Below are 21,147 nucleotides of genomic sequence, written 5' to 3' on the forward strand. Positions count from 1 at the left end.
TCAGGCCGGATCCGTGCGAATGACGACTGTACCGACCACGAAATCGTGCAGCAGGCGGGACCGTTCCGTAAAGAATCCCAGGGCTAGGATCGGCAGGAAAATCGGCACCGTCGCAAAGAACAGGGCCGTGGTGAGGAAGGCCTGCACATGGTCGATGCGCCGCCCCTCCAGGTTGACCACCCGGATACCGCAAGCCCGCATGCCGAAACTTGCCCCCGAAGGCCCGCCGAGAAGGTAGGTGCAAAGCAGAATGTGGATGACCACCGGGGCGAGAATGAAGGCCGGCAGCGATACCAGTCCCAAAGTGCCGATCGTGGCCGCGCAATTGGCCAGCCACAGCACCGTCGAGATCACCGACACGATGAAGAAATCGAGCAAGGCAGCGCAGGTCCGGCGCAGCAGAATGCCTTCATAGAGCCCCGGGTCGCTGAGGTCCACGCCTGGGCCGAAACCGGGCGCATAGGCGTCCTCCGACGGCCGTTCGCGGCCCGTTTCCAGGCGTGCCAAAGGAATGGAGGGGAGTTTTCGCTCGGTCACGGCAGGGCCATTCTATCGCTGAACTGCCAGCGATATGTGGCTTTGCGGGGCAGGACGCAAGGGGCGGGAGCAACCGCTCTCCGCATTCTCACGCGAATGTCAGCCGCCGGAGCCAGGTTCGGTCGCTGCCGGTGGGACGATTTCGGCCGGGGGTCCGGCCGGCTCGGCAGGCGTCGGTGGCGTTGCCGGCTGGGCGGCAGCACCTTCGCCGGGATTGAGGTGTACCTCGCTGAGGAGGACGATCGAGATGCGGCGGTTTTGCGGGTCGTTGGGATTCTCTTTGACGAAGGGATCCGTATCGGCACGGCCGACGACATTGCTGACATGGCTTGGATCGATGCCGTTCTCGACCAGCACCCGCCGCGCCGCATTGGCGCGATCCGAGGACAATTCCCAGTTCGTGCGCCCTTCAGCGCCGACAAACGGCGCTGCATCGGTATGGCCGGAGATAGCGAGTTTGTTTGGCATGCCTTTGACCGCCTGCGCGACCAGGGCCAGCAGTTGCCGGCTCTTATCGGCCATTTGGGCACTGCCGGAGGCGAACATCGATTCCTTCTCCTTGTCGAGGAGTTGGATGCGCAGGCCTTCCGGTGTCTGGTCGATCTTGAGATTGTCCTGCAGGCCGGAAAGGTCGGGCGTCTGTGCAATCACCTGCTGGATCTGTTTCTTTACTTCCTCGAATTTCTTGGTTTCTTCCGCCTTGAGGGCCGCTTCCGCTTCCTGGGCATCGATCGGCTTCTCGCCTTGGGCGGCGGCGACGGGCGCTTCCTGATCGCTTGCGCCTGTCCCATCACCGGTCTGGCCGGTGCCATCTTCCTCGACATCGACCTCGGCGGCGGCGCCGCCGCTCGTGGTCTCCATGACCTGCGTCTGGCCGTCCATCACGGCCACGGTGGTGGCTGCATCTGATACGGAAAGGGTGGGGCTGAAATAGTTGCCGATCGCCTTCTTCTGCTCGTCCGTCGTATTGCCGAGCAGCCACAGCAGCAGAAAGAACGCCATCATCGCGGTCACGAAGTCAGCATAGGCCACCTTCCAGGCGCCGCCATGATGGCCGCCGCCCGACTTCTTGATACGCTTGATGATGATTGGTCTTTCATCCGCCATCAGGCAGACCTTTCAGCGCGTGGCACTAATCGACAGGTTACGGCGCCGGCAGGGCGCTGACCGCCTGTTCGACTTCGTAGAAACTGGGCCGTTCCGTCGACCATAACACCTTGCGGGCGAATTCGACCGAAACGGCGGGCGGGTAGCCCTGCATATGGGCCAGCAGTCCCGCTTTGATGCATTGGAAGTATTTGCCATCAGCCGTATCGGTCGCAACGACCGAGTTCGCGATCGGTGCAAACACACCGTATGACATCAAGATACCGAAGAACGTGCCTACCAGCGCAGCGCCGATCAGATGGCCGAGGATTTCGGGCGGTTCGGTGATGGAGCCCATGGTGTGAATGACGCCGAGCACGGCGGCGACGATACCCAGTGCCGGCATGGCGTCCGCCGTGTTCTGGATGGCGTGGCTGCCGACATGAAGTTCGGCGTGATGCGTTTCCAGTTCCGCATCGATCAGCGTTTCGACTTCGTTCGGGTTCTCTGTTCCCAGGGTCATCATGCGCAGATAATCGCACAGGAACTCGACCGCGTGGTGGTCGTGCTGGAATTTCGGAAACTGGGCGAAGAGGGTGCTTTCGTCCGGTTTTTCCACATGCTGCTCGAGCGCCAGCATGCCCTTGGTCTTGGCCAGCCGGAACAGCTGGTAAAGGACCGAGAGCAGCTCCACGTAATCAGCTTTTTTGTAATGCGGTCCTTTGAGGGCGCGTTTGAAGGCCGCGCCGACCGCTTTCAGCCCGGTTTTGGTGCTGGAAATGATCAGGGCGCCGATCGCAGCGCCCAGAATGATGACGAATTCCGAGGGCTGCCACAGCACCCCAAGATGGCCACCATGCACCGCGTAGGCGCCAAACACGCAGCCGAAGACAACGACGATACCTACGATGACCAGCATGGAATGCCGAAACCCGCCCCTCTTGATTCCGCCTCAAGATCGCCGCTTTTAGTTAATACTTGGTTTAGGAGTCGGGGCAAGAGCTTGAATTGAGGTTCAATTCGCCTCTAAAGCGGTTGGTTGTATCAGGGCGCAGAAAGTGGCTGAAGGATCAGCTGCTCGACACCGCCGCCCGTGATCGGCCGGTACCGGCCATCGCGCCAATCGGCAAGGCCGTCGGCAAAATGGGGTGACAACGGATTCCCCGATTGCCCGCCCGCCAAGGCAAAAAGGGCGTCATCGGGGGCCATGAAGTCCATCAGGAAGCGCAGGCTCGGTCCGTGCACATGGGACAGCGTGACGCCTTGGCGTGGCGGCAACGCGGTGCCGCGGTTGACGGAGAAGAAATCGCCATCGGTCGGCAGATCGGCCGCGAGCCAGTCGCGCACGAGCGGAATTTGGCTGTAGACCGGATGCTTGAACGGCGCCCTGTGACTGCTGCCCCAATGCCATTTCGCAGGATCGGCGCCGAAGGCCGTGCCGAGGTCCTTGCGCGTATCGGCAAGGGCCTCGGCCAGAATGTCGGCGCAGCTTTCCTTGTCCGGGCTTTCGACATTGTCGCAGGCGCGGCCATCGGCCAGAACCAGTTCCAGGCGGTCGATCTGCCAGAACCACCAATCGCTGAAATGCCCCCGCATGTCGTCGGCGAGGAGGCGCCGAGCCGTCCGATCGATCCAGATGGTGGCGATGAGCGCGGCGGCGCTGTCCCGTTTCATCGATCCGTCCCAGGCGGACAGTATTGTGCCGAGTTCGGGATCGGCCTTAGCGGCAATTTCCTGCCAATGACGCACGAAGGCGAGCACCGGTGCCGAATGGGTGTCGAGTTGGATCGCCTTCAGCCGGTCGATCGATTGCGGCCCGTCGGCACCGAGCAGCGTCCGTATCCGCTTGGCACGCGCATCGTCGGGCCAGTCGGCGGTAATGAAGGGACGATAGCCCAGCGGGCGGATATCGTTGTTGGCGGTGACAAGGAAGTCGCCGCTGTCGCCGCGCAATTGGGGCAGGGACGACATGGGCAAAGTTCCCAGCCAGTCATATTCGCCGGACCAGCCTGGCGCCGGCAGGCGGCTACCCTCAAAGATCGCGCGGCGTTCCGGCACGCGGCCGGCGGCGATAAAGCCGGTAATGCCGTCCTTATCCGCATAGACGACATTCTGTTCCGGTGCATGGAAATCGACCAGAGCCACTTCGAGTGCTGCGGCATCGCGCGCCTTGTTGATGGCGAGGATGCTCTCCGGCGTACGGTCGTTGGGAAGCAAGGCAGTCCAGCTCAGCGCCAACACCGTGTCCGGCGTCCCCGGATCGCCGCCGAGGTCCGAGACGACCGGGCCGTGGCGCGTGCTGCGCACGGTGATCTCGACCTCGCTTGCACCTTTGACGCCGATCTTCTCCTGCCGCGTCTCGAATGGTTTGGGTCCCTCCGGCGTCTCGTATTGACCGGGGTGACCGGTGACGAGTTTCTCCTCGAACAGATCCTGGGTGTCGCCATGCGTCGTGGTGAAGGTCCAGGCGACATCGCCGTTGGTGCCGATCATGACGAAGGGCAGGCCGGGTGCCGTGGCGCCTGTCAGGGTCATTTCCGGCGCCTCGATCCGCGCCAGGTACCAGGTAGAGGGCAGGGCAAGGCCGAGATGCGGGTCATTGGCGATAAGCGGCTTGCCGCTGCCGCTCTTCAGCGGCCCCACGACCCAGCTATTCGAGGCTTCGCTGAGGGGCTGGCGCCAGGCGGGTGCGCCGTCATCGCCTTGCGCGCGGCTCGGTGAGGGGGATGTCACCAGCAGGTCAAAGAGATAGTCGGGAACTCCGCGCTTCATCGACCGGTTGCTGGTTTCCGCTTGCCAGTTATTGGATAGATCGAGGGCCATCAGCCGGCCCCAGACCAGGGAATCCGCCGGCTGCCAGGGTTCCGGCCGGTAGTTCAGCAGATAGAATTCCGGTGGCCACGCGCCGCCAGGCGCGGCGATGAACGCGTTGACTCCCGCGGCATAGGCTTCCAGTGCCGCCTTGAGTGCCGGGCTTGCGGCGCGCACCTGATCTTCGGCCGAGCGATAGAGGCCAAGGGTGCGCATCAGCCGATCCGTTTCCAGCGTATCGGCGCCCAGCACTTCCGACAGGCGGCCGGCGCCGAGGCGCCGCATGGCATCCATCTGGAACAGGCGGTCCTGGGCATGAACGAAGCCGAGGGCGAAATAGGCATCGGCCGATGATTGCGCGTGAATTGTCGGCACGCCGCGTTCATCGCGGGTCACGGAGACCTCGGCACCGAGGCCTTCCAGTTCGACAGCACCATCCGTCAGCGGCAGGCTGCTGCGCAGCCAGAAGAAGCCGCCCGCGCCGACGATGGCAACAAGAATCAAGGCGCCGGCAAGAATGCGCAGGCTCCAGCGAAGCCCTTTGGGCATGATGACTTCCTAAATCGTCTTATGTGGGCAGCTTAGCGGCTTCACGGGAAATCGGCGAGGATTCGCGCACGGTCCTGATCGAGATCGGGTGCCGCCGGGCGGCCGGTCGCCGCAGGAAAGCCGGAGAACTTGATGGGTGAGCCGGCGACGCATAAGGGAGCGACGCTTTCATCGGCTACGGGCAATACGACCTGGCGGTGCTGCACCTGCGGATCATGGATCGCCTGCGCCACGTCATTGATCGGGGCCGACGGAATGCCGGTGCGGTTGAACAGATCCAGCCAGTGCGCGGTGGTCTTTCCGGTCAGGAAGCTTTCCAGCGCTTCCTTCAGCTGCACCACATTTTCGGAACGTTTGGCATTGGTGGCAAAGCGCGGATCATCCGCCAGATGCGGGTGTTCGATGACCCCGCAGAAAGTGCGGAAGAGCGGGTCGTTGCCGCAGGCGATGACGACATATCCGTCGCCGGTGCGATAGGCCTCGAAAGGGGCGATCGAAGGGTGCCTTGCCCCCATCGGCTTGGGCGCCTTGCCGCTCGAATAATAGCGCGCGATGGCGTTCTCCAGCAGTGCCAGCTGGCTGTCCAGCATGGCGACATCGACCGTGATGCCCTCGCCGGACCGGTTGCGATGATGGAGTGCCGAGACGATGCCGAGCGCCGTAAAGAGCCCGGCGCCCAGATCACCGATCGAAGCGCCGACCCGCGTCGGTTCGCCGCCTTCATGACCGGTGATGCTCATGATGCCACCCATGGCCTGGGCAATGATGTCATAGGCGGGTCGGTCGGCATAAGGGCCGGTCTGGCCGAAACCGGAGGTCGAGGCGAAGATGAGCTGGGGATAGAGCTGCTTCAACGCCTCCGGGCCAAAGCCCAGACGCGCCATCGTGCCCGGCCGGAAATTCTCGATGAGCACATCGGCGCGCTTCAGGAGGCGATGGAGGATGGCCCTGTCCGCCTCCTGCTTGAGGTCGAGGGCGATCGATTCCTTGCCGCGGTTCTGGGCGATGAAGTAGCCCGATTTACCGTTGATAAAGGGGCCGTAGGCGCGGGAATCGTCGCCGCCTTTGGGATTCTCCACCTTGATCACCCGGGCGCCGAGATCGGACAGCAGCATGGTGCAAAAGGGGCCCGCCAGCACACGCGTCAGGTCAACCACGACAATTCCGGCCAGCGGTCCACTGGCTGGACCCTGGCTAGCGCCACGCTGCGGCATATTTCCATTCCCCTGTTCTTGGCCCGTGTCATTAATATGACTTGTTAGTTAGGCATTTAGATAGCTGATCCGGGGGGCGGGTGACAACAGCGGGGCTATGGGCTAGAAGCCAGAAAAGTCCTGCAGGAAGCCTCGGGGAGTTGGTATGGCCAAGGAATTCGACAGCGTACGGAGCATGATCGAGGCGCTGAAGCCCAGCTATCCGGTCTATTGTCTGCGGCCCGAGATCATCGGCCAGGCGGCCAATCGCTTTCTGGAGCAGTTTCCGGGCCGCGTGCTTTACGCGGTGAAGTGCAATCCCCATGCGGAAGTTCTGCGTGCCCTGCACCGTGCCGGCATCCGGCATTTTGATACGGCCTCGCTGCCGGAGATCGCCCAGATCCGCGAAAGCTTTCGCGACGCCGCCTGCTATTTCATGCATCCGGTCAAGGGCCGCGCCGTCATCGGCACCGCCGCCAAGGTCTATGAGATCGACACCTATGTCGTCGACCATCTCTCGGAGCTCAACAAGATCCTCGCGGAGACGGGTGGCGCCGAGGGGCTGACCATCTATGTCCGCTTCAAGACGCCGCCGGTCGATGGTGCGCTCTATCACCTGGCGGCGAAATTCGGGGCCGAGCCCGATGACGCCGCGGCGATCCTGCGCGATGCCGCGTCCCGTGGCTGTCGCGTGGGTCTCGCCTTCCATGTCGGCTCGCAATGCCTGGTTCCGGGCGCCTATGCCGAGGCGCTGAAGATCGCCGGCGAGATTCTGGAAAAGGCCAAGGTTGACATCGTTGGGCTCGACGTCGGCGGTGGCTTCCCCGCTGAATATCTCGGCACCAACATGCCACCCTTCGAGGATTTCATCCATGAGATCGAAGAGGGCGTGAAGAAACTGAAGCTGCGCCGCGACTGCGTGCTGATGTGCGAGCCCGGCCGGGCCCTGGTCGCCCATGCGGTCTCGTTGGTGACGCAGGTGCAACTGCGCAAGGACAACCAGCTCTATATCAATGATGGCATCTACGGCTCGCTGTCGGAAACGGTCGATGCCGGCCTGCATTTACCGGCGCGCGCCCATCGCCTGTCGGGGGCGCTGACCGGCGCACCGATGGATTTCACGCTCAATGGCCCGACCTGTGATTCTTTGGACGTGCTGCCCTGCAGCTTCTCTTTGCCCTCCGATATCGACGAAGGCGACTGGATCGAGATCGACCGGGTCGGGGCCTATTCGAATGCGTTGGCGACACATTTCAATGGCTTCACGCCGGAAACGCTGGTCATCGTCCACGACCGCCCGATCGGGTCGGTCCGCTGATGCAGATGCGGCAGAAATCGTTCCTGGGGCTGAGCCCGGCCGGTTTTCATCGCATCTCCTATACCGAGTGGGGTGACCCGGCTGCATCCCGGGTGATCATCTGCTGCCACGGCCTCACGCGCAACGGGCGCGACTTCGATGCCTTGGCGGCGGAACTAGCCAAGGAAGCGCGTGTGATCTGCCCCGATATCGTCGGGCGCGGCAGCAGCGCATGGTTGCGGGATCCCGCCCACTATGGCTACCCGCAATATTGTGCCGATATGAGCGGGCTGATCGCGCGCCTGGACGTGGCCGAACTCGACTGGGTCGGCACGTCGATGGGCGGCCTCATCGGTATGACGCTGGCGGCGCAAGCCGGCACGCCGATCCGCCGCCTGGTCATCAACGATGTTGGTCCTTTCGTGCCGAAGGCCGCCTTGTTGCGCATCGCCGACTATGTCGGCCTCGACAATCGCTTCTCTTCACTGACCGCGATCCAGACCCATCTCAAGAAAGTGCTGGCCCCCTTCGGTCCGCTCACGGAAGCGCAATGGCAGCATATCGTGGCCTATGGTCACCGCCGGCGCGAGGATGGCACTTTTGGTCTCGCCTATGATCCGGCCATCGCCGTCAACGTAAAAACGGCAGTGCAGGATTGGGATTTGTGGGCGATATGGGACCGGATCAACGTGCCGACATTGGTCTTGCGTGGGGCGGATTCGGACCTGTTGCTGCCGCAAACGGCCGAGGAGATGACCCGGCGCGGGCCTTGCGCGAAATTGGTGACCTGGCCGGGCATGGGGCATGCACCGGCGCTGATGGCGCAAGACCAGATAGACGTCGTGAAGGAATGGCTGACGGCGAACTGAGGATGCTGCCGACGCTTGAACTGCCGCCCTTCCGCCCCTTGCGGCTGTGGCGTGGCGGCGACCTGCAGACCTTGCGCAACTGGCTGCGCCCGCCCAAAGACGTTCTCGATCGCTGGCCCGGCGAAGGCCACATTTTCACCTGTCATGACGGCAGCGGCGACCGCCTCATCGCCAAGCTGCACCGGCCGGCCCATCCTGGCCGGAGACCCCTCATTCTCCTCATTCACGGCCTCTCCGGCAGCGAGGACAGCTACTATGTCCGCGTCAGCGCCGGCCATCTGCTTGAGGCGGGATATCCGGTCATGCGCCTCAATCTGCGGGGGGCCGGGCCGGGCCGCGACTTTGCCAAGGGCACCTACCATGCCGGACGCAGCGAGGATATCGCCTCGGTCATTGCGGATCTCGAGCCGAAGCTGAAGCGATATGGCGTTGTCGCCGTCGGTTATTCCCTGGGTGGCAACGTGCTGCTGAAATATCTCGGCGAAGCCGGGACCAACGCAGACCTCCTGGCCGCCGTCAGCATCTCGGCACCTATCGATCTCCGCGCCACGGCGCATTGCCTCACCTCGAAGCGCAACCGCCTCTATCACGCCCATCTCATCGAGGGGATGCGCAAGGAGCGCGGCCTGACCGCCAAGGATATCCGCACCATCACCGAATACGACAATCGCATCGTGGCGCCCGAGAACGGCTTTCGCGACGCCGAGGAATATTATGCCGAAAGCTCGGCGTCACCGCGACTGGGTGGCGTGCGCGTGCCGACCCTGGTCATCCATGCTTCGGACGATCCCTGGATTCCGGTGAACTGCTATGGCGAGGTTCGCTGGGACGACAATCCCTACCTGCAGCTCAAGCTGCCAACCTCTGGCGGGCATGTGGGTTTCCATGGCCAGGGCCTCGACCGGCCCTGGTACGACATGGCGCTGCTGCGCTTCCTAGCGCTGCTTCACTAGCCGTTCGGCGACTTCGATGGCCGAATAGGTGAGCACGCCATCGGCACCGGCGCGCTTGAAGCTGAGCAGGCTTTCCAGGACGACGCGGTCATTGTCGAGCCAGCCGTTTTGTGCCGCCGCCTTGATCATCGCGTATTCGCCGGAGACCTGATAGGCGAAGGTCGGCATCTTGAATGCTTCCTTCACGCGCCAGACGATGTCGAGATAGGGCAGGCCCGGCTTCACCATCAGCATGTCGGCGCCTTCGGCGACATCCAGCGCGCATTCGCGCAAGGCTTCGTCACCGTTGCCGCTATCCATCTGGTAGGTGCGCTTGTCGCCCTTGCCGAGCGACGATTTGGAGCCGACAGCATCGCGGAAGGGGCCGTAAAAGCCGCTCGCATATTTGGCGGCATAAGACATCAGCTTCACCCGCTGGAAGCCCGCGGCATCAAGCGCATCGCGGAGGCGTCCGATGCGGCCGTCCATCATGTCGGAGGGAGCGGCGATATCGACGCCGGCTTCGGCCTGGGCCAGGGTCTGGCGGATCAGCACCTCGATTGTCTCATCATTCAGGATGACGTCGTGCTTCATCAGCCCGTCATGGCCGTGATCGGTGTAGGGATCGAGTGCCACGTCGCAGATGATGCCGATCTCCGGCACGGCCTTCTTCAGCGCCTTGACGGCGCGATTGCACAGATTGTCGGCGCGAAAGGCTTCCTCGGCACCGGGCGACTTCTTCTCGCGCGGGACCACCGGGAAAAGGGCGAGGGCCGGGATGCCGAGCTTGGCCGCCTTCTCGGCGGCCTTGAGGAGGGCCGGAATGGTCAGCCGGTCGACACCCGGCATCGATGGGACGGCCTCTTTTGCCGGACCGCCTTCCTTGACGAAAACCGGCCAGATCAGATCGTTGACCGAAAGGGCGTTCTCGGCCACCAGCCGGCGCGACCAGTCTTCTTGCCGATTGCGGCGCAGGCGGATGCGTGGAAATTGGCCAAATGGCTGGCGCTTGGCGTGGCTGTTATGGCTCTGCTCGGTCATGGCTGGCTCGGTCGCTAGGGGATACCGTCGGATACAACGCCCCAGCCCCGAGCGCAATGGACGACACGCCGCAGACTTGGCAGCCAGCTAGCTGCGCTGGAGCCGGTCGCGGATCAGGGAAAAGCCGGTCTTGGCGATATCGGCCTGAATCTGTGCCATCGGCTTGCCAAGGGCCACAATCAGCCGCTCAGGCGCGGCTTCCTTCTGGATCTTCCATTTGTCCTTGCGGGCATCGAATCCGGCGGGCGGGGTCGATGCGGGAAAGACCATATATTCGGCGCTCCGCCGATAAATGTCGTAGAGCATGTTCGTTCCTCCGCCGGTCAAGTCTGGCGGGCGACGTGCTTGATCGGCACGGTCGTCATACCATTCTGCGAGATTTCCCGGTCAATCTGGCTGATGGGCTTCGTCCCATTGGCCAGGACCTGCTCGTTTACCCCGATATGCAGCCGTTTCCAGCTGGCGAGGTTCATTTCGGTCGGTTGCTTGCCGGATTCGAACACCAGCATCAGGTTGTCGCGGCGATATATGTCGTAACGCATGATCGGACCCCATGGGTTGATCGCGCATATAGGCCACAAAGCTGGCAAGTAGCGAGTCTATTCGGTTGGCCCATGTAAATGCCTGGACCGGCAAGAGGGCCGGTCCAGGGCCGCATCGATACTTTATTCCGCCGCCTTGGCCGTGCCGCTGGCGGCATCCAATGCCTGGGTGATGTCGGCGAGGATGTCGTCGATATGCTCCAGGCCGATGGAAAGGCGCACGTAGGAATCCGAAACGCCGCTGGAGAGTTGTTCCTCCGGCGAGAGCTGTGAATGGGTGGTCGAGGCTGGGTGGATGGCGAGGCTGCGGGCGTCGCCGATATTGGCCACATGATAAAGCAGCTTCAGGGAGTCGATGAAGCGGCGGCCGGCTTCCAGTCCGCCTTTGATCTCGAAGCCGAGCAGGGCACCGTAACCACCCTTGAGATAGGCATCGGCGCGGCGCTTGTCTTCGCCCGTGGCAAGACCCGGATAGATGACCTTGGTCACGGCCGGGTGGCTGTTGAGGTAATCGGCTACGGCCTGGGCGTTCTTCACATGCTCACGCATGCGCAGGGGCAGCGTCTCGAGGCCCTGGATGAACAGGAAGGCGTTGAAAGGGCTCATCGCGGCGCCGAGGTCACGCAGCAGGGTGACGCGCGCTTTGATGATATAGGCGATCGGGCCCAAGGGCTTCACTGCCTGGGTCCAGACGGCGCCATGATAGCTGGGATCCGGCTGGTTGAGGCCGGGGAAGCGCGCGGCGTTGGCTTCCCAATCGAAATTGCCGCCGTCGATGATGGCGCCGCCGATCGAGGTGCCGTGGCCGCCAATGAACTTCGTGGTCGAATAGACGACGATCGCGGCACCGTGGTCGAAGGGCCGGCTGAGGATCGGTGCTGCGGTGTTGTCCATGATCAGCGGCACGCCGAGCTTGCGGCCGATATCGGCCACTTCCTTGATCGGGAAGACGCGCAGCTTCGGATTGGGCAGCGTTTCGGCGTAATAGGCGCGGGTCTTGTCATCGGTCGCCTTGGCGAAGGCTTCCGGGTCCTTCGGATCGACGAAGCGGACGTCGATGCCCTGGTCCTTCAGCGTGTTGGCGAAGAGATTCCAGGTGCCGCCATAAAGATCGGTCGAGGAAACGATATTGTCGCCGGCCTTGGCGATGTTCTGGATGGCCATGGCCGATGCCGCCTGGCCGGACGCCACTGCAAGGGCCGCGACGCCGCCTTCGAGCGCTGCGAGGCGCTCTTCGAGCACCGCTGTGGTCGGGTTCATGATGCGCGTATAGATGTTGCCGAAGCGCTTCAGTCCGAAGAGGTCGGCTGCGTGCGACGTGTCATCAAACTGATAGGACGTCGTCTGATAGATCGGCACGGCGACGGAATTGGTAGCACTGTCGCGCCGATGACCGGCATGGAGGACAATCGTTTCTGGATGCTTGCTGGCAGTCATTTTACTTCTCCGAAGTGTGATATATCAGGCGGCAAGTGAATTATTGTCGCGTAGGTTTATGGAAATCTCAAGGCGGGTGGGCGTGGCCTGGCGTAGCAGGTCAAGGATCGGATCGTGCCGCTCGACCGTGATGCGAAGGCGCTCCAGGGCATAGATATCAGCGGGGCTGGTGAGGCGTGCTTCGGCGCGGATCGAACCGGGACCGGCCCGCACACCCTCGGCCGCGGCGGCAAGGCCATTGAGGTCGAGTCCAGCTTCGACCCTGATTTCGACCTCGGTCAGCGGAATATCCAAAGCTGCGGCGAAGCGGCGGTAAGTGGCGGCAAGGCTGCCGGCCAGGGCCTCAAGCACCCTTTGCACATGGTCGACCTCTGGCCTTGCTATCTCCGTCGTGGTCCCGGCGCGGGCCTTCAGAGTGATTTGGGCGCGGGCGGGATCGCGACGGATCTCATCCTGCAGCCGGTGAATGGTGGTATCTGTATCAGTCGTCATCGCGAAAGCCCTCCGAAAGGCAAAAAAATCTGCCCGGGGCCAAGGCATCGAAGCGCTTTAGCTCTTGGTGACGCGGTGCAAGCTGCCCCTCAAATCCCGCGGGTCCGTTGCTGGTGGACCAGGCCCAAAACGACAAAACCCGCCGCGTCTTTCAACGGGCGGGCAGCCAAAACCGGTTTTCTTTCCAAAACCGCGCTTTAGCTGCATTTTTAACGCGCCCGCAAGCTGAGCTTCAAATCGGCGCGGGGCGGAGAATGGGCGCTTGGGCGCATGGTGTCAAGCCGGCTTGACGCCGCCCGCCACATAGCCGATGAAACCTGCCCGATTGCAACCCGAGCGGCCCAGGATTCATGAGTTCCTTTCAAGACGTCCTCTTTTCCATCGAGAATGGCCATGGCCGCATCGTGCTCAACCGGCCGCAGGCCTTGAACGCGCTGACGCTCGACATGATCGACGCGATCACGGCGCAGCTGGCCGCCTGGGAAATGCGCGCCGATATCAAGGCCATCATCATCACCGGTGCCGGCGACAAGGCGTTCTGCGCCGGCGGTGACGTGAAGGCGGTCCATGCCGCCAAGCAGCGGGGCGATCTCGGCCTGCTCGAGGATTTCTACCGCCGCGAATACACGCTCAATTATCGCCTCTCGACCTATCGCAAGCCGATCATCGCAGTCATGGACGGCATCGTGATGGGCGGCGGGGCGGGGATCGCGCTCAATTGCTCGCATCCCGTGGTGACCCATAAGACGCTTTTTGCCATGCCGGAATGCCGCATCGGGCTGTTTCCAGATGTCGGCGCCGGCCACTTCCTGAACCGCGCCAAGCCGGCATTGGCCCTCGCGCTTGCATTGATCGGACTGGCTCTGCGTGGTCCCGGCGTCGTCCGCGCCGGACTTGCCAAGAATTTCGTCGCCAGTAACCGCGTCGGAGAAATCTCGATCGACAACCTGGAAGAACTCAATCTGCGCGTCGACAAGGCCGGGATCGACGAAATGATGCCGAACATCGAGGCGGTGTTCGGCCTCAAGACCCTGGACGAGATCATGACGGTCCTCGGCGCCAGGCGCGATGCCTGGGCGGTCGACACACTGAAGGCGCTGAATCACTTCTCGCCGACCAGCCTCCGTGTCACCTATGCCCATATCAGCCGCGCCCGCGGCCAGGACCTGGCAGAGATCCTCAAGACAGAGTTTCGTCTGGTGCAGCATTTCATGGCGGCCCCGGACTTCTTTGAAGGGGTCCGCGCCCAGCTCATTGACAAGGACGGGGCGCCGAAATGGCAGCCGGCCGACCTTGCGGGGGTCAAAGCGGACTCGGTCGACGCTTATTTTGCACCGGTTCCGGGCGTTAAGGATTGGGCCCCGCCGACCCGCTGAAGGGGGTGCCGGGCGGCCTAAGCACCCGGATCACCGGGAAAATGTTGGCTTTGGCCGTTAGCAGGCTGGCGCGGGATTAACCATTGCTTTACGATGGGTAGCTAGCTTGAGACCGACTCGCGACCATTAGGGGCGCGCTGCGCTATTGGGGATTAGCGGTGAAAAAAGCTTATTTGGAAACGATCGCGCTGGTTGAGCGCCTGCATCGTGAGTGTCTTGAAGTGATCAAGGCAGATCTCGACCGACAGGGCATCCGGGACCTTAACAACGTCCAGGCCATGATCCTGTTCAACATCGGCAGCGACGTGCTGTCGGTCGGCGAACTTACCAACCGGGGCTATTACCTCGGGTCCAACGTTTCCTATAACGTCAAGAAGATGGTCGAAAACGGCTATCTCATCCAGGAGCGCTCGCCGCATGACCGGCGCGCCGTCCATGTCCGCCTCTCCGAGAAGGCCCTCGCGGTCGTCCAGAAGATGCACGACATGTACGACAAGCACCTGCAGGCGCTGAACACCGAGACGTTCAAGGAAGGCGAACTCGACGGGGTCAATCTGACCCTCCGTCGTCTGGAGCGTTTCTGGGCTGCCTCAATGGACTACGCCCCGCGCTAAGCGGCACCTTTGCGGATGAAGTGAAGATCCTGGAACTGATGGCGTAAGGCCATCACGTCCGGGCGAACGTGCGCGGCATCCTCTTTTTTCACGAGCACCCGCGCGGTCAGTTCCGCGATTCTCTCCATGTCTGCCGGCTCGAACCCCCAGCGGGTGATTTCCTGCGTCCCGATCCGAATGCCGTTGGCGTCGCCCGTAACCGGCGGCAGCGGCAGGCCGATGCTGGTGAAAAGAATGTTGGCGGGCTCGATCCGGGCACTTGCCGCATTGCCGCCGCCATAGGGGATGGCGTTCAGCGCCACATGCTGCGACGCCGTGAACGGCTCGCGTCCCGAGGGCCTGAAAACGGCGATCCCGTGCCTGTCCATTGCTGCCGCCAAACTCTGCGCATTGGCGATGCAGGCTGCGGCATAGGCCGGCCCGAACTCCAGCAGATCCATGACGGCGACGATCATGGCGGCCGTTCGGCTCAAATCAAAATTGGCGGTGAGGCCGGGGAAGGCGATGCGGTCCAGCCGCTCGGCCAGTTCCGCCGAATTGGTGAGGATCATGCCCGAAGGTGGCCCGCCGAAGGATTTGTAGGTCGAGCCGGTCATCAGATCGGCGCCTTCGACGAGCGGCTGCTGAAATTGCCCGCCCGCGATGAGCCCGCCCATATGCGCTGCGTCGTAGAGTACAAAGGCGCCGACCTCATCGGCGACTGCACGGACCGCCGCGAGATTGTAGGGGAAGAGGCACATGCTGCCAGCAACGATGATCAGCTTCGGGCCGATACGCTTGGCAGCCTGGCGCAAGCCGTCGGCGTCGATGTCCATGCGCGCGACGTCGAACGGCACGTCGTGGACCTTCAGGCCGTAGAGCCCAGCGGCGCCGATTTCGCGATGTGTCGGATGCCCGGCCGCCGCGTCCGAGAAGGCCATGATGGCATCGCCCGGCTTGCAGGTCGCCATATAGGTATAGAGATTGGCGAGCGATCCGCTGCCGACCCGATGCTCGACGAAGCGTGCTTTGAAAAGCTTCTTGAGGAGCGTGGAGAGCATGATCTCCAACTGCTCGGCATGAACCATGCCCTTATTGTATTTGGCGCCTGGATGGCCGAGGTTCGGCCGGCTGCCGAGGGTTGAGCCGAGCAACGCCGAGACCCTGGGGTTGGTAATGTTGGTACCGGCATAGAGGTTGATGCTGTCGCGGTCGACCAGACGTTCATGGGCGCCAACCAGGCGATTCAATTCGCGATCGAGATCGTCGAGCCGCATGGCATCGTAGCGCGCCGCATGGCGCTCGATGAACGCGGCGACATTCGCCGGCAGCCAGTTCGAGGATGATGAGCTGGTGTCCGGCATGGTCGATCCCCTTTGCGTCAGTTGGCGGCCAGCATGGTCCAATCGACGGCAGTGCCGCGCTTCAGATCGCGCGCGGCACGTCGACCGATCACTTCCGGCATATGCTTGGGCGCCAGGCCTTTGCCCGGTCGGATCGAACGCACATGTTCCGAACCGATCACATCGCCGGCCTTTACATCCTTGACGATGTAAAGCGAACGGCGCAACGGGCGGATGCCGGCCTCCGAAGCGGTGGGGCCGTAGTGAACCGATCCCATCGCCAGCCATCCGACATTGATCGCCTCGATCATCTGGGTCAGCTCCGCTGGTTCCAGGCTGAAGGCTGAATCGACGCCGCCATCGGCACGTGCCAGGGTAAAATGCTTCTCGACCAGCGCGGAACCAATCGCCGTCGCTGCCACCGGAACCGCCGTGCCCAGGGTGTGATCTGAAAGGCCGACCACGCAATCGAACATCTCGGCCAGATGCGGGATGGTGCGCAGATGGCTCTCGGCGGGCGGCGTCGGATAGCCACTGGTGCATTTGAGGAGGATGAGTTCCTTGCAGCCAGCTTCGCGAGCAGCGACAACCGCATCGGCGATCTCACCCAGTTCCGAGGCGCCGGTCGACATGATCATCGGCTTGCCAGTGCGGGCGACATATTGGATGAGCGGGATGTCGCACAGTTCCAGCGAGGCGATCTTGTAGGCGGGTGCGCCAAGCTGTTCCAGCATGTCGACAGCCGTATGGTCGAAAGGCGAACTGAAGACGCAAATACCGAGCTCGCGCCCCAGGGCAAAGAGCGGCTCATGCCATTCCCAGGGCATCGCCGCTTCCTTGTAAAGATCGAACAGGCGCGCGTCATTCCACAATCCACCCTTCACCCGGAAATCCGGTCCGTCATGGTCGATGGTGATGGTGTCGGCGCGGTAGCTCTGCAATTTCAGGGCATCGGCGCCGGCCTTCTTGGCGGCGCGCATGATGTTCTTGGCATGCTCCAGGCTGCCATTATGATTGGCCGACAGCTCGGCAATGACATAGGGCGGTCGATCCCGCCCGATCTCGCGACCGGCGATGGTAACGCGCTGCATTAGGCCTCCTTGCGCTGGGCGGGATGGGCGTGAAAATAGCCATCGGCCGCCAGCTGGTAATTTGCTCGCTCGAACAATGCCACCGAGGCGGTATTCTCGGCCAGCACCTTTGCATAGAAATGGGCGCCTGGCGCAAGCTGCCGCGCACCGGACAGAAGCGCGCTGCCGATGCCCTGGCCGTAAAATCCTGGGGCGGCGGCAATCGACATGAGATATTGCGGGCGCCCCTTGTCCTCGCCCATCCAGTCGAGCCGGACATAACCCACCGGCGTTCCGTCGACTTCGCCCAGCAGCAACCAGTCCTGATCGGCCGCGAGCTTCCGGCCGAACCAGGCATGGTGTTCCTCCGCCGTGGGTATGTGCGGCGTCAGCGCATAGCGGCGCGTTTCCGGCGCGCGCTGCCAATCGAGCAACAGGGCTTCGTCCGCCGCTTCCATGGGACGCAATCGAAGTGATTGGCCGGATTTGATCGGCAGTGGCGGGAGGAGGGCCACGACAACCCGCTGCGTGCCACGGCCATCGCATAAACCGGCCGCAGCCAAGGCCATTTCACGCCGGCGTGCAGGTGCAGCGGCCAGGCCATCGAGTGCGTCGGCCAGACGCTGGCCGACACTTGCCCGATCCTCGTCCGTGAGGAACCCGGCGACGATACCAGCGCCGGCCGATTCCACGATCGCGGCATTGGCGCGCTGGTTCTCGGCGATACCGACAAGCAGGGAAGGCAGGCCAAGGCAACCGCGTTCCCAGGTGGAAATCCCCGGCGCGCCGATCACGAGGTCGGCCACGGCCATCGTCCCGGCCATGTCGGCAACATCAGTCAACAGTCGAAATTGCTCAGGCTGCGCTGCGACCTGCGCCTTCACCGCAGCAAGATGCGGCGCGGCGGCGCCCAGCACGACATCGATCTGGTATTGCGGTCGGCGCGCCAGAATCTCGAGTGCCAGGCCGGTGCCATTCAGCGGATCGACACCGCCGAACGCGACCAGGATCCGTTGCAGCGGGTGATCCGGCGCAGGCATCCGTGCGCGCCGTGCCGCGAATTGCTGCCGCAGCAGCGCCGCATCGGGACCAAGCAGGCAGCGAGCAGGTCGCGCATTCAGCTTGGCGTAGTCGTCGGCCGAGAATCCCGGAGTCGGATTGACGATCAGATCCGCATCCATGGCCCGGTTGGCGAGATCGTCGAGGTAAACGATCTGGCGGGCATGGGCGCGCATGGCGGTCGCGAATTCCTGTGCCACATCATAGTGATCGATCACCAGCACGTCGCAATGGCCGATCGCCGCCGCTATTTCCTGCGCCCGGCCCAGTGAATCTGCAGCGCTGAGTGCGATGAGGGCATCTGGCGGAATGGTATTGCGCAGGAAATCAGTGCTCACGGCATCGAGTGCCCAATGACAGCGCCAGCCCAACGCTTCCAAGCGCGACTGCAGGGTATTGCAGCGCATTGCATGACCGCTGCCGATGGTGGCATTTGCGGCGAAGTGAAATACAGCAATCGGCGCCTCCCTATCGCCCGCCATCGTTGATTTCGCGCGGTGTCGCGCGTTCGCGTCGGAGAGAGACGGCCGCTGGCCGATGAAGGACAAAGCCTCCTGCCAGGAGGGGATGGGGTTCTGCGGCAATTCGGCAAAGAGGGCCTTGAAGAAGTCGAGGTCCTCGGGGAAATCGAGCGTCCAGCGCTGTTGATTGGCGGGCCACCCCGGCCCGACGAGATTGACCCGGTGCAGGCCAGGCACGCGCCGCAGCCAGGGCGTGACATGCTCGCGGTCGTAAGGGTCGGTGGCCTCCGCCGCCGCGCGTTCCAGGGCAGCGCGCGTAAAGGCCTCGCAGTCGAGACCGTGGGGAAACAGGCGCGGCATGTTGTTGGCGGCATAATCGGCACTTGCCTCGGCGCGCAACTTCAGAACCGCCGCGCAGAGATCAGGGTCGATCAGCGGGCAGTCACTGGTTACGCGCATGATAATGTCGGCATCGACCATGCGCGCGGCACCGAGATAGCGTGACAGCACATCCGCTTCGTCGCCACGGAAGACCTGGGCGCCATAGGCGAGGGCTGCTTCTGCGACCGGTGTGTCGCTGTCCTTGTCGGTCGTGGCGATCACGACATGGTCGACGCCGTGAACCGCTTTGAGCCGCGCAATGTCGTGTGCAAGTACTGTGCGTCCGCCAATTTCCTGCATGATCTTGCCAGGCAGGCGCGTCGAGCCGAGCCGCGCCTGGACAATGATTGCCGTGACGGGTTTGCCCTTCATGGAATGGGCTGGCCGTTGAGGCATCAGGGTTAAGCCGTGCGTGTCATGCAGAAGAAGCGGCGCATCCTGACATCCAGTGGCATCTGGTGCGCACTGAGCAGCATCACTTTGCTGCCGCATTCGTGAACTTGTGTCGCCAGTTCAATGCCGAGAGTGCGGGCAATCGAGGCTATGCGCTTCACCACGAACTCGCGATCAAGGCCCGGGAAGAGAGCGCCGCGCACATTCTTGTCCTCCAGGGTCCAGGCATAGCCGTGGCGCGGGCGCCATTGGCAGCGCCTTGCCGGCTCATTCAGCCGCATCCCGGCGTCGACTACCGCCTGTTCGAGTTCCGCCAGCACATGCTCGGCGCCCAACATATTGTCGTCATAGGACATGGATCGGCGGAATGCCTGGCGCATGTCGTCCGAGAAAAATCTCGCGCCGGCGTGCAGGGTCTCAGCCACATCAATCAAATCCAACGTCTCGGCCACATTGTGGGCGACCGGGTTGACCCGATTGGAAAGATATCGGTCATTGATTGTTGTCTCGGTCGGGAGGACGCAAATGGCCGGGGTGTCCAGCGCTGCTGCTTCGACACCCGTCGTGCAATTGGTGTGCACCAGTACATCGGCCGCAAGAATCCACGGGATGGCAGGACCTTCGCGGATCACGTCGACCACTGCATGACCATCGACCTGCGTGCGCCATGTATCGAGCCTCTCGCTCGGATGTGGCCGCAGGACGATACGCCGGTCGGGGAACCGCTTCGGCAACTCATCGATCAGCTTGACGATCACTTCACGGTTGGCAGCTTCCATTGCCAGGATGCCGTTGACGTAGGCGACATGCTTGGGATTTGCCATGGAGAGCTTGCCGAGGCGCTCCTGCTCGCCGATGATTTCTTCGGCCGAGCCCTTTTCGGAATTCGTGAACCCGAGATTGGTATTGATCAGAATGAAGGAGCCGAAGCGCTCGCGGATTTCGGCGGCCTCCTGTTCATAAAAATGCCGCAGGCCCGGCCGAAGCAGGTCCCAACGCGGGTTGAGGGCGCTGATGACGCGGTCGGCCGATTGAGGAAAGCGCGTACGAACGGACGATGTATTATGATCGCCGCTGATGAAGATGCGGTCGGTCGCAGCGACGGCATCGTCGGAAATCCAGCGCAGCTCATCTGGCGACGTTACCAATCCCGGCATTTCCTCGTCGATCGCGGCGACCAGATAGCCGCGATCCTTGGCTTGGCGCAGGGATTTGGCGTCGCGCTGGGTCAAGGTCTTGGACAGGTAGATGCCCGCCGGCATCGCGTCGATGTTCCGCTCGATCAGCCATTTCTGACCAAGGATAACCTCGAATCCGCGCTTCAGGGCGAGGGCAGCCAGCAGCAGGCGCGAATCAAGCTCGCGCGAGGCAATTTCCATGGGCAGATAAAGAATGCGTTTCAGCTTGGCCGCATTTTCCGGCCGGTCGCGCATTGTTGAGCCAATCTGCGTCAAACTCACTCCATCCGAATTCTTGCCCTACCGGGCGACGCCGCGCTGCCGATCCTACATGATCCTTAATGGCTCGCGACCGGTGAAATTGGGTATTGGGATAAAAATCCTCAGATCATCTTCTTGAGCGACGCGGCATCGAGCCACTGGCTGTTGATGTCGCTGGCGAAGCGGAAGCCCTCGGGGACCTTGCCGGCGCCGTCCTGGGTGAAGGAGCGGCGGTTCCAGAAGGTG

General features: G+C 62.7%; 19 protein-coding genes and 1 riboswitch. Of the genes, 5 read left to right on the top strand and 14 right to left on the bottom strand.

Features of this window, described 5'->3' with window-relative positions:
- From ACE3OA_RS13810 to ACE3OA_RS13830, 5 genes are all read right to left on the bottom strand, one after another.
- Complete coding sequence (locus ACE3OA_RS13810) at window positions 1-537, bottom strand: RDD family protein (protein WP_374311601.1); 537 nt, start codon at window positions 535-537, stop codon at window positions 1-3.
- Window positions 538-636: 99 nt separating this feature from the next.
- Window positions 637-1,644, bottom strand: a complete 1,008-nt coding sequence (motB, locus tag ACE3OA_RS13815; RefSeq protein WP_374311603.1) for a flagellar motor protein MotB — start codon at window positions 1,642-1,644, stop codon at window positions 637-639.
- 37 nt (window positions 1,645-1,681) lie between these two features.
- Complete coding sequence (gene motA, locus ACE3OA_RS13820; RefSeq protein WP_374311605.1) at window positions 1,682-2,542, bottom strand: flagellar motor stator protein MotA; 861 nt, start codon at window positions 2,540-2,542, stop codon at window positions 1,682-1,684.
- A gap of 125 nt (window positions 2,543-2,667) precedes the next feature.
- Window positions 2,668-4,983: a penicillin acylase family protein gene (locus ACE3OA_RS13825; protein ID WP_374311607.1), complete on the bottom strand. Its 2,316-nt coding sequence runs from the start codon at window positions 4,981-4,983 to the stop codon at window positions 2,668-2,670.
- A 41-nt stretch (window positions 4,984-5,024) separates the two neighbouring features.
- Window positions 5,025-6,197, bottom strand: a complete 1,173-nt coding sequence (locus ACE3OA_RS13830) for a CaiB/BaiF CoA transferase family protein (RefSeq protein WP_374311609.1) — start codon at window positions 6,195-6,197, stop codon at window positions 5,025-5,027.
- A 145-nt stretch (window positions 6,198-6,342) separates the two neighbouring features.
- On the opposite strand from ACE3OA_RS13830, the gene ACE3OA_RS13835 reads away from it, so the two are divergent.
- From ACE3OA_RS13835 to ACE3OA_RS13845, 3 genes are read left to right on the top strand one after another with little or no spacing between them, the layout of a single operon-like run.
- Window positions 6,343-7,494 carry a type III PLP-dependent enzyme gene (locus ACE3OA_RS13835; RefSeq protein ID WP_374311611.1) on the top strand — a complete coding sequence of 384 codons (1,152 nt, stop codon included), beginning with the start codon at window positions 6,343-6,345 and terminating at the stop codon, window positions 7,492-7,494.
- 5 nt (window positions 7,495-7,499) lie between these two features.
- Window positions 7,500-8,342 carry an alpha/beta fold hydrolase gene (locus ACE3OA_RS13840; protein WP_374311613.1) on the top strand — a complete coding sequence of 281 codons (843 nt, stop codon included), beginning with the start codon at window positions 7,500-7,502 and terminating at the stop codon, window positions 8,340-8,342.
- Window positions 8,324-9,295 (top strand): YheT family hydrolase, encoded by a 972-nt coding sequence (locus tag ACE3OA_RS13845; protein ID WP_374311615.1) that lies wholly within the window; start codon window positions 8,324-8,326, stop codon window positions 9,293-9,295. Before ACE3OA_RS13840 ends, ACE3OA_RS13845 begins: the two co-directional genes overlap by 19 nt.
- Here the strand turns inward: ACE3OA_RS13845 and hemB are convergent.
- The 5 genes from hemB to ACE3OA_RS13870 form a co-directional block, all read right to left on the bottom strand.
- Window positions 9,278-10,315, bottom strand: a complete 1,038-nt coding sequence (gene hemB, locus ACE3OA_RS13850) for a porphobilinogen synthase (protein WP_374311617.1) — start codon at window positions 10,313-10,315, stop codon at window positions 9,278-9,280. The two genes, ACE3OA_RS13845 and hemB, sit on opposite strands and share 18 nt — an antisense overlap.
- 87 nt (window positions 10,316-10,402) lie before the next feature.
- Window positions 10,403-10,621: a hypothetical protein gene (locus ACE3OA_RS13855; RefSeq protein ID WP_374311618.1), complete on the bottom strand. Its 219-nt coding sequence runs from the start codon at window positions 10,619-10,621 to the stop codon at window positions 10,403-10,405.
- Window positions 10,622-10,638: 17 nt separating this feature from the next.
- The gene (locus tag ACE3OA_RS13860; protein WP_374311620.1) at window positions 10,639-10,857 is read right to left on the bottom strand and encodes a hypothetical protein; all 219 of its coding nucleotides are present in this window, start codon (window positions 10,855-10,857) and stop codon (window positions 10,639-10,641) included.
- Window positions 10,858-10,980: 123 nt separating this feature from the next.
- Window positions 10,981-12,294, bottom strand: coding sequence for an O-acetylhomoserine aminocarboxypropyltransferase/cysteine synthase family protein (locus ACE3OA_RS13865; protein WP_374311622.1), 1,314 nt, complete (start codon window positions 12,292-12,294; stop codon window positions 10,981-10,983).
- Between the two features lie 24 nt (window positions 12,295-12,318).
- The gene (locus tag ACE3OA_RS13870) at window positions 12,319-12,786 is read right to left on the bottom strand and encodes an OsmC family protein (RefSeq protein WP_374311624.1); all 468 of its coding nucleotides are present in this window, start codon (window positions 12,784-12,786) and stop codon (window positions 12,319-12,321) included.
- A gap of 174 nt (window positions 12,787-12,960) precedes the next feature.
- Window positions 12,961-13,040, bottom strand: a riboswitch (SAM riboswitch).
- Between the two features lie 96 nt (window positions 13,041-13,136).
- Between ACE3OA_RS13870 and ACE3OA_RS13875 the strand changes: the two genes are divergently transcribed.
- Together ACE3OA_RS13875 and ACE3OA_RS13880 are read left to right on the top strand one after the other, a co-directional pair.
- A complete protein-coding gene (locus tag ACE3OA_RS13875; RefSeq protein ID WP_374311626.1) occupies window positions 13,137-14,162 on the top strand; it encodes an enoyl-CoA hydratase/isomerase family protein in 1,026 nt (341 codons plus the stop codon).
- Between the two features lie 158 nt (window positions 14,163-14,320).
- Window positions 14,321-14,776, top strand: a complete 456-nt coding sequence (locus ACE3OA_RS13880) for a MarR family winged helix-turn-helix transcriptional regulator (protein ID WP_298686114.1) — start codon at window positions 14,321-14,323, stop codon at window positions 14,774-14,776.
- Here the strand turns inward: ACE3OA_RS13880 and glyA are convergent.
- From glyA to ACE3OA_RS13900, 4 genes are read right to left on the bottom strand one after another with little or no spacing between them, the layout of a single operon-like run.
- Window positions 14,773-16,119, bottom strand: a complete 1,347-nt coding sequence (gene glyA, locus ACE3OA_RS13885) for a serine hydroxymethyltransferase (protein WP_374311628.1) — start codon at window positions 16,117-16,119, stop codon at window positions 14,773-14,775. The two genes, ACE3OA_RS13880 and glyA, sit on opposite strands and share 4 nt — an antisense overlap.
- Window positions 16,120-16,136: 17 nt before the next feature.
- The gene (gene pseI / locus ACE3OA_RS13890; protein WP_374311630.1) at window positions 16,137-17,189 is read right to left on the bottom strand and encodes a pseudaminic acid synthase; all 1,053 of its coding nucleotides are present in this window, start codon (window positions 17,187-17,189) and stop codon (window positions 16,137-16,139) included.
- The gene (pseG, locus tag ACE3OA_RS13895) at window positions 17,189-19,441 is read right to left on the bottom strand and encodes a UDP-2,4-diacetamido-2,4,6-trideoxy-beta-L-altropyranose hydrolase (RefSeq protein WP_374311632.1); all 2,253 of its coding nucleotides are present in this window, start codon (window positions 19,439-19,441) and stop codon (window positions 17,189-17,191) included. The genes pseI and pseG overlap by 1 nt, the downstream gene beginning before the upstream one ends.
- A gap of 29 nt (window positions 19,442-19,470) precedes the next feature.
- Window positions 19,471-20,916: a surface carbohydrate biosynthesis protein gene (locus ACE3OA_RS13900; RefSeq protein WP_374311634.1), complete on the bottom strand. Its 1,446-nt coding sequence runs from the start codon at window positions 20,914-20,916 to the stop codon at window positions 19,471-19,473.
- Between the last annotated feature and the right edge of the window lie 231 nt (window positions 20,917-21,147).

The organism is Dongia sp. (genome assembly GCF_041906375.1).
Classification (GTDB): domain Bacteria; phylum Pseudomonadota; class Alphaproteobacteria; order Dongiales; family Dongiaceae; genus Dongia.

What these genes read in the sequence shown, in the direction of transcription:
- motB (WP_374311603.1), bottom strand. Translation starts at nt 1,644, where the DNA reads ATGGCGGATGAAAGACCAATCATCATCAAGCGTATCAAGAAGTCGGGC.
- motA (WP_374311605.1), bottom strand. Translation starts at nt 2,542, where the DNA reads ATGCTGGTCATCGTAGGTATCGTCGTTGTCTTCGGCTGCGTGTTTGGC.
- ACE3OA_RS13825 (WP_374311607.1), bottom strand. Translation starts at nt 4,983, where the DNA reads ATGCCCAAAGGGCTTCGCTGGAGCCTGCGCATTCTTGCCGGCGCCTTG.
- ACE3OA_RS13830 (WP_374311609.1), bottom strand. Translation starts at nt 6,197, where the DNA reads ATGCCGCAGCGTGGCGCTAGCCAGGGTCCAGCCAGTGGACCGCTGGCC.
- ACE3OA_RS13835 (WP_374311611.1), top strand. Translation starts at nt 6,343, where the DNA reads ATGGCCAAGGAATTCGACAGCGTACGGAGCATGATCGAGGCGCTGAAG.
- ACE3OA_RS13840 (WP_374311613.1), top strand. Translation starts at nt 7,500, where the DNA reads ATGCGGCAGAAATCGTTCCTGGGGCTGAGCCCGGCCGGTTTTCATCGC.
- ACE3OA_RS13845 (WP_374311615.1), top strand. Translation starts at nt 8,324, where the DNA reads ATGGCTGACGGCGAACTGAGGATGCTGCCGACGCTTGAACTGCCGCCC.
- hemB (WP_374311617.1), bottom strand. Translation starts at nt 10,315, where the DNA reads ATGACCGAGCAGAGCCATAACAGCCACGCCAAGCGCCAGCCATTTGGC.
- ACE3OA_RS13855 (WP_374311618.1), bottom strand. Translation starts at nt 10,621, where the DNA reads ATGCTCTACGACATTTATCGGCGGAGCGCCGAATATATGGTCTTTCCC.
- ACE3OA_RS13860 (WP_374311620.1), bottom strand. Translation starts at nt 10,857, where the DNA reads ATGCGTTACGACATATATCGCCGCGACAACCTGATGCTGGTGTTCGAA.
- ACE3OA_RS13865 (WP_374311622.1), bottom strand. Translation starts at nt 12,294, where the DNA reads ATGACTGCCAGCAAGCATCCAGAAACGATTGTCCTCCATGCCGGTCAT.
- ACE3OA_RS13870 (WP_374311624.1), bottom strand. Translation starts at nt 12,786, where the DNA reads ATGACGACTGATACAGATACCACCATTCACCGGCTGCAGGATGAGATC.
- ACE3OA_RS13875 (WP_374311626.1), top strand. Translation starts at nt 13,137, where the DNA reads ATGAGTTCCTTTCAAGACGTCCTCTTTTCCATCGAGAATGGCCATGGC.
- glyA (WP_374311628.1), bottom strand. Translation starts at nt 16,119, where the DNA reads ATGCCGGACACCAGCTCATCATCCTCGAACTGGCTGCCGGCGAATGTC.
- pseI (WP_374311630.1), bottom strand. Translation starts at nt 17,189, where the DNA reads ATGCAGCGCGTTACCATCGCCGGTCGCGAGATCGGGCGGGATCGACCG.
- pseG (WP_374311632.1), bottom strand. Translation starts at nt 19,441, where the DNA reads ATGAAGGGCAAACCCGTCACGGCAATCATTGTCCAGGCGCGGCTCGGC.